Origin of the sequence: Schlesneria sp. (assembly GCF_036405755.1) — a bacterium.
Classification (GTDB): domain Bacteria; phylum Planctomycetota; class Planctomycetia; order Planctomycetales; family Planctomycetaceae; genus Schlesneria; species Schlesneria sphaerica.
The window spans coordinates 1-6,083 of record NZ_DASWWZ010000763.1 but is presented as its reverse complement, the minus strand read 5'-3'; the positions used below and the strand labels follow the sequence as shown (position 1 = coordinate 6,083).

4 protein-coding genes and 1 pseudogene are annotated in these 6,083 nt (G+C 57.7%); 2 read left to right on the top strand and 3 right to left on the bottom strand.

Annotated elements, in window-relative coordinates; genetic code table 11:
* The coding region (locus tag VGE80_RS24975) for a hypothetical protein (protein WP_440594539.1) at positions 1-2,515 on the top strand (2,515 nt) is incomplete at its 5' end.
* Between the two features lie 263 nt (positions 2,516-2,778).
* Positions 2,779-3,624 (top strand): SHOCT domain-containing protein, encoded by an 846-nt coding sequence (locus VGE80_RS24970; protein ID WP_440594538.1) that lies wholly within the window; start codon positions 2,779-2,781, stop codon positions 3,622-3,624.
* 19 nt (positions 3,625-3,643) lie between these two features.
* On the opposite strand, the gene VGE80_RS24965 is transcribed toward VGE80_RS24970, so the two are convergent.
* The 3 genes and pseudogenes from VGE80_RS24965 to VGE80_RS24955 all read right to left on the bottom strand — a co-directional run.
* Positions 3,644-4,705 (bottom strand): hypothetical protein, encoded by a 1,062-nt coding sequence (locus VGE80_RS24965; protein WP_440594537.1) that lies wholly within the window; start codon positions 4,703-4,705, stop codon positions 3,644-3,646.
* A 123-nt stretch (positions 4,706-4,828) separates the two neighbouring features.
* Complete coding sequence (locus tag VGE80_RS24960; protein WP_440594536.1) at positions 4,829-5,230, bottom strand: hypothetical protein; 402 nt, start codon at positions 5,228-5,230, stop codon at positions 4,829-4,831.
* 130 nt (positions 5,231-5,360) lie between these two features.
* A pseudogene (locus VGE80_RS24955) lies at positions 5,361-6,083 on the bottom strand (hypothetical protein); the annotation flags it as partial.

Genomic DNA, 6,083 nt, shown 5'->3' with positions numbered 1-6,083 from the left:
TCATGGAACGCATCCGACCACGTTGCTGCTGGTCCATCTGACGGTGTTGGCAGTCGGTTTGCTGCTGGTGGTGGCCCTGTCTCGCTATGAGCGACGGCTGTTATCACGGTCACTCGGAATGTGTCTGCTCAGTCTCAGGCTCGCCGTCTTTGTCGTCATCTTTCTCACCCTGCTACAGCCGACAATCAGTTGGACGCTTGAGAAGACAGAAACGAACCGGATCCTGGTCGGAATCGACCTTTCTGAAAGTATGACCACGATCGACCTCCATGCGACGCAAGGGGAAAAGCTGCGAGTCGCTCGGGGGCTGGAAATGGTGGGGAACTCCAGAAACGAAGCACGGATCGAACGCTGGCAGGCCGCTTTTGACTCGGGCCAGCAGCCTGACTGGGTTGACGAGGAGGAAACCGACGATGAAGAACGCCGTGCAGCGCTCGCGAAATCCCGGCGTGACCACTTACGGGGAATCTTTGCCGAAATCGATAAGCTTTCCCGCATCGAGATTGCCCGGCGGCTGCTCGTTTCAACCCGGAAGCCGGTCCTTGATGAACTGGAAAAACTGGGGCACGTCGAATTGTTCGCCTTCGCCGGAAACGCCGAATCCCTCGAACGGAGATTGCTGGACAAAGACCTCGAACTTCCCTTTGCTCAACTCGAACCACAATCGACGGACCTCTCGGTCGGGATGCAGCGAAGCGCCCAGGGGCAGGGAACCGTCTCAGGAGTGATCCTGCTGACAGATGGCCGCGACCACGCCCAGCGGAATCTGACTTCCGTTGCGTCGTCCCTGAAATCCGCCGGCACACCCGTCTATCCTGTGTTGCTGGGGTCGAGCTACCGTCCCAGGGATGTCGCGATCATTTTTCTCGAACACCCGCAAGTGGTCTATAAAGGTGACCACCCCCGGCTACGCGTCACGGTGTCGACGACCGGTTTTGACGGTAAGTTGATCGAGCTTGAACTGGTCTCGGAAGACGATCCCGACGCCGTTCCGATCAAACAGACCGTGACCGGGAATGCGGGGCCTGTCATCGCCGAATTCGATCTCGATGCCGAGCAACTGGGACGCCACGGTTATGTCGTTCGAACACCGGTGCTCGACGACGAAATGAGAGACGACAACAATAGTCGCAGTTTCAAACTGAACGTCGTCGACGACCGGGCGAAAGTACTGATCATCGAGGGTGAGCCTCGCTGGGAGTTCCGGTACCTGAGCACGGCGCTGGAACGGGACGAACGGGTCGATCTGCGTCAGATTCTGTTTTCTCAGCCCTATCTGGGGGTCCTTCCGGAACCGTTTTTTCCGAGTCAACTCATCCTGCCGGACGATCCCCAGAATCTTGAGGCGTCGTCCTTTGCCGATTGTGATCTGGTCATCGTCGGCGATGTTTCGCCCGAGCAATTCTCTGAGGCTGCCTGGAACCTGCTGCTGAAATTTGCCGTCGAAGGGGGAACCGTCATCCTGTCGGCGGGACAACGCAATATGCCTTTGTCGCATCGCTCGACCGCGTTGGAACAGTTGCTCCCCATTTTGCATCCGGCCGCAATCAGTCTTGCCGATGCGACACAAGAAGCCTCTCCGCGCAATCGAGGCCTTCCACTGCAGCTAACGGCGGATGGCGAGCAGCAGCCGATGCTGCAGTTTGCCCCCGATCTGGGGGACAACATCGGTATCTGGAAGGGGTTGCCCGGCCAGATGTGGGCCATTCTGGGGGAAGCCAGGCCCGGAGCGACGGTCTGGGCGACCACCCAGGTCCCCGCCGGTCGGATCGATGGACTGAACACCGACCGCAAGTTCGGGATCATGATTCATCAGTTCGTCGGCGCAGGTCAGGTGGTCTGGCTGGGCATCGACGGGACGTGGCGCTGGAGGTACCGCGTCGGTGATCAATATCACCACCGTTTCTGGGGGCAACTGGCGCGGTGGGCGGCCACCAACAAGATGTCGTCAGGAACGGATTTCGTTCGATTCGGGACAGAAAAAGCAAACGTCGAGATGGGGCAACCGGCTGTGATTCGTGCCCTGTGGACAAGGGCGTTTCTGTTGAAGCATCCACAACTCCAGGCCCGGGCCGAGTTCTTCCGGCCAGAAGATCCCGACGATAAACCGACCAGTGTGGTCGAACTGAAACCAGCGTCGAAGCAGCCTCTTCAGCACGAAGGGCAGATCGCTTCACTGGCAGCGGGAGAATACCGAGTCAAGCTCGCGACCGATGGGGGGATTCTGGGGCAAAAGCCGATTCAGACGACGATCTTCGTCGATCAGAAGGAGAGTCTGGAGATGAGTGACGTGAGCAACAATCAGATTCTCCTTGCTCAAATCGCAGAGGCAAGTGGTGGTCGTTTGTTTTTACCGGATGAAGTCCACAAACTGCCGTCGATGTTCCGCAAAGCCGAGGAGACGACGTCACAGTATGAAGAAATCACACTCTGGGACCGCTGGCCCTGGCTGATCATCGTCTTCAGCCTGCTCACAACCGAATGGGTGATCCGCAAAATTAATGGCCTGCCGTGATCGCCAGCTGGCCGCGGAATCTCGCGGTCACATGAAATCGTCGATCACGCACCACAGGCCCGCAGCGTTTCGTCAGGGGTGCGCGATCCCGCCAACGCGGTCAGGAAATTTTGGAATTGCGGCGTGTCGATTGCTACGATTTCTGCGATCGGCGCAGCTTTTCGCCGACTCGATTGTGCGGCCGTGTCATCTACGCGGGTGACGGTGATACGTCGTCCAGCGTTGCCAGAGGATCTGTGATTTCCAGTGAGGAAGATTGAGCCATGACGCAACTCACTCCCGAAGGTCAGCGGACTGTCCAGGAATTATCGGAACGTCATGGATTCAGTCCGGATGCTGTGACAGAAATGTTGCTGGCGCTGCGGAATGGCAACGGCTCGATGGCTCAGTTCAGCCATTCTGAGTTCGGGGGCTCGGGTCAGTGGATGCGCGGCGGGATGATCATGATCGGCGATCTGTTCAACAATGGATTGAAAAGCCGCGTCGATTCGTTGTGCGTTGATATCTCGAATCTGCTCACCAATGAACCAGGCTTAGTCGGAAGCGGCAGCTTTCAGCATCAATCGCAGTCGGGTGGTGGTTACCAGTCCCACCAGTCGCAATCCGCGAATACGTCACCTGCTGATCACGCTGTTCCGGGTGACTATCGCTTGTTCCGGGCAGATCCCTCCTCGAACTGGTGGCCAGCGGAATTGGGGTCGCCGACCGCTTCCGGAAGCCAGAACCAGATGCGCTATGCCTACTTTGCGAACCCGCGACGACTGGCCGTTGATGCGGGAGGCGAAGTCTGGGTGTACGACACGCAGGACCATCAGATCGGCGGCTTTGCACAACAGCAAGGGGGAGACCCGTCGATTTCGTTCACGAGTCAATACGGCAAAGTGAATCTGGCGACGCTTCCCGTCATTTCACGCAACGGTCAGACGGTCGGAGCCTCGGAGGCAACGACACGATCGAATGCGGGGACGAATGAAACGCTCGCGCCAGGTTCCGGTGCACCGACGGACATCTATCAAGCGATTGAAAAGCTGGCGGCCTTGAAAGAGAGTGGGATTCTGACCCCGGAAGAATTCACTACGAAGAAGGCGGAACTGCTGGCGCGGCTCTGAACCCGGCCCTACCTGAACCTCAGGCTGCTTTCGTGTCACCTGAACCTTCCGCAGGGGGTGTGATTTGTTGCGGAGCGTTGTCTGTTGCAGGTCCGGCGTCCGCGCTGAGGGCCTCTTCTTCCATGATCAAGGTCAGGCCTTGAACGACCGCTGGCGGATCTGCGGGGACTGCGGGAACCACTTGCTGCGTGTGCAATCGGAACCGCCGGCTGAGCGACTCAATCCGGCGAATCTCTTGTTCGAGATAATGAACTTCATCCTGCTTTTTCTCGAGCCGAATCCGTAGCGTCTCAATCCGCCGTTCTGGTGAGCCCCCGAACAGACGTGCGATACATTCGAACGTCACCACCGATTGCCACGTACGAAGGGCGACACCGCGCAGTCGATACAGATTGGCGGCCTTGGTGACCTGGTTGAGCCTGAGATGATGCCCCAGCTGCATTGTGGCGAGGAACCCGAAAATTGGCAGCAGGATGATCAGAACTTCCAGGAAATGCTCTTTGCAGTAATCCAGCTTACTGCGAGAGATCGCCGCCATCACGATGAATTCGGCAGTGAAGGCCGACCAGATCAGACCGCTTGCCGCCGCCGTCAAGTCGGCGAAGAGTTCATCTTCCGCAACACGCTGGGCGAAAACGTATTCGGTGAGCAGCAGCGGCAGAACCAGCAGCGCCATGATGACCATGGGGATGCGCAGGGCGGTCTGTATCTTCCGCTCCAGTTCGTACCCGACGCGCTGCCAGCCTAAGTACGGAAGCCAGATTCTCTGATTGGTTTCGTGGTCGTGAGCCGCCAGTCGCAGAGGCGGAAAAAGCGCATAGACCCAGTGATATCCCCGATCGCGACTCTGTAAGCGTGTGGCCCAGTAACAATCGACCCAGTACGCCGGATACAGTCCGACGAAACCAAGCAGGCAGCCCGAGACGATTGCTACCTGTTCAGGATGATCGATGAAATGGAACACGCCTGCCAGCAGAAGCAACGAAAGGATCGACAACCAGAACATTTCTGGTGCAGTCCGTTCGTCCCAGCGGCGCAGTTCAGCACCGTCTGACTTCGCTGCAGGTTTACCGAAGTTCACAAAGGCATCCTTGCCGGGTGAATCAAATCCTGGCGGATTCTCTCACGGGGCGGCGAATGCGACAAGAGGGGTATTGCCCTTGTTTTCGCTCCTTTTGAAGCGGATTCACGCCATAATCGCCGATCACCACATCACCAGTTTGCCATCCAGCGTGCGGATATTGACAGTGGTGCCCGCTTCGATCGGGGGCGGCACGTCCTTCTTTTTCGAATTCAGCACCAGGGAACCGGATTGATTGCCGTCGAGTTTGATCGTTCCGATCTGGGTCCCCGTCACGAACACCGCGAGTACCGTGCCGGGAGGGAGTGGCACGTTCGCGACTTCGATCGTGGTGATCTCCTGATCGGGTCGCCGGGCTTCGTTACGAAAGGTGACGTAACGAGCAGATCCTGATGCGGCAAAGTGACCACGGCATCCGACGAGGGGAATGCGTGTGTCCGCTGCCGATGCGAAGTTGACGAATCCGATTGAGAGCGAAAAAAGAGCGGCAAAATAGATACGAAGCTGCGAAAAACGAAGAGTCATAGGTGCCCCGAGAAGTGGGTAGTGAAGTGACGGACGAAGCATAAGAAGGAACTGTTTTGAATTCCATGAACTGACGGTCAGATTCTTAATAAAATCTGAAATCTGTCGCTTCGTCCGCTCTTCTCAACCACTACGCCTTCAATTGCAGCAGCTCTTTGTAGAGATGGTGTATGAACAGAGCGTTGTCGCACTGCAGGTACTGCATCGCTCCCCCCATTCGAGAATAGCTTTTGCAGAACCTCAGGTAATACGCGGGATTCGTCTTGGGTGGTTCGCCCTGAGTCCAGTCCCAGCCCCCGCCATCCTGAAGATCGACCACGTAAACCCGATGTCCGGTCACAATGGATTTGCCCGACTGCAGCCGCAGGTTGTTGACGCAACTGAGACTCTTTTCAAACACCTGAGGGCCCATAATGGCGGAACCTACCGACAGTACGACGCCGCCGTCCAGTTGGTCCACCGAACCCCCAAACAGCTTGAAGTCCCGTTCTGCGCCGCGACCAATCGCCGCTCCGTTGAAGACGGGGTGATTCGAGATAATGTCGTAGCCGATTCCCGGGTGGATCGTCACGGGGATCCCATGGCGGTAAGCCTGAGCAAGAATCGAAGCGTACTTCCAGCGGTGTTCGACAGTCACACGTCCTGTGGCCCACCCCTGCTGCTGAATCGCCTGCAGCAGGTCCGCCCGGGCTGGTGTGAGCGGGTCGGACGGTGACGCAACAATCGCATCCGTCAGTGCCTGAACCGTCGGCAGGGTGACCCCGTCTTCATGGATCAGTCGACCGAGCGCCTGTCCATACCCCAACCCGTCCAGGGCTCCCGCCATGATGGCCAGATGAATGTTGGTCGCTGT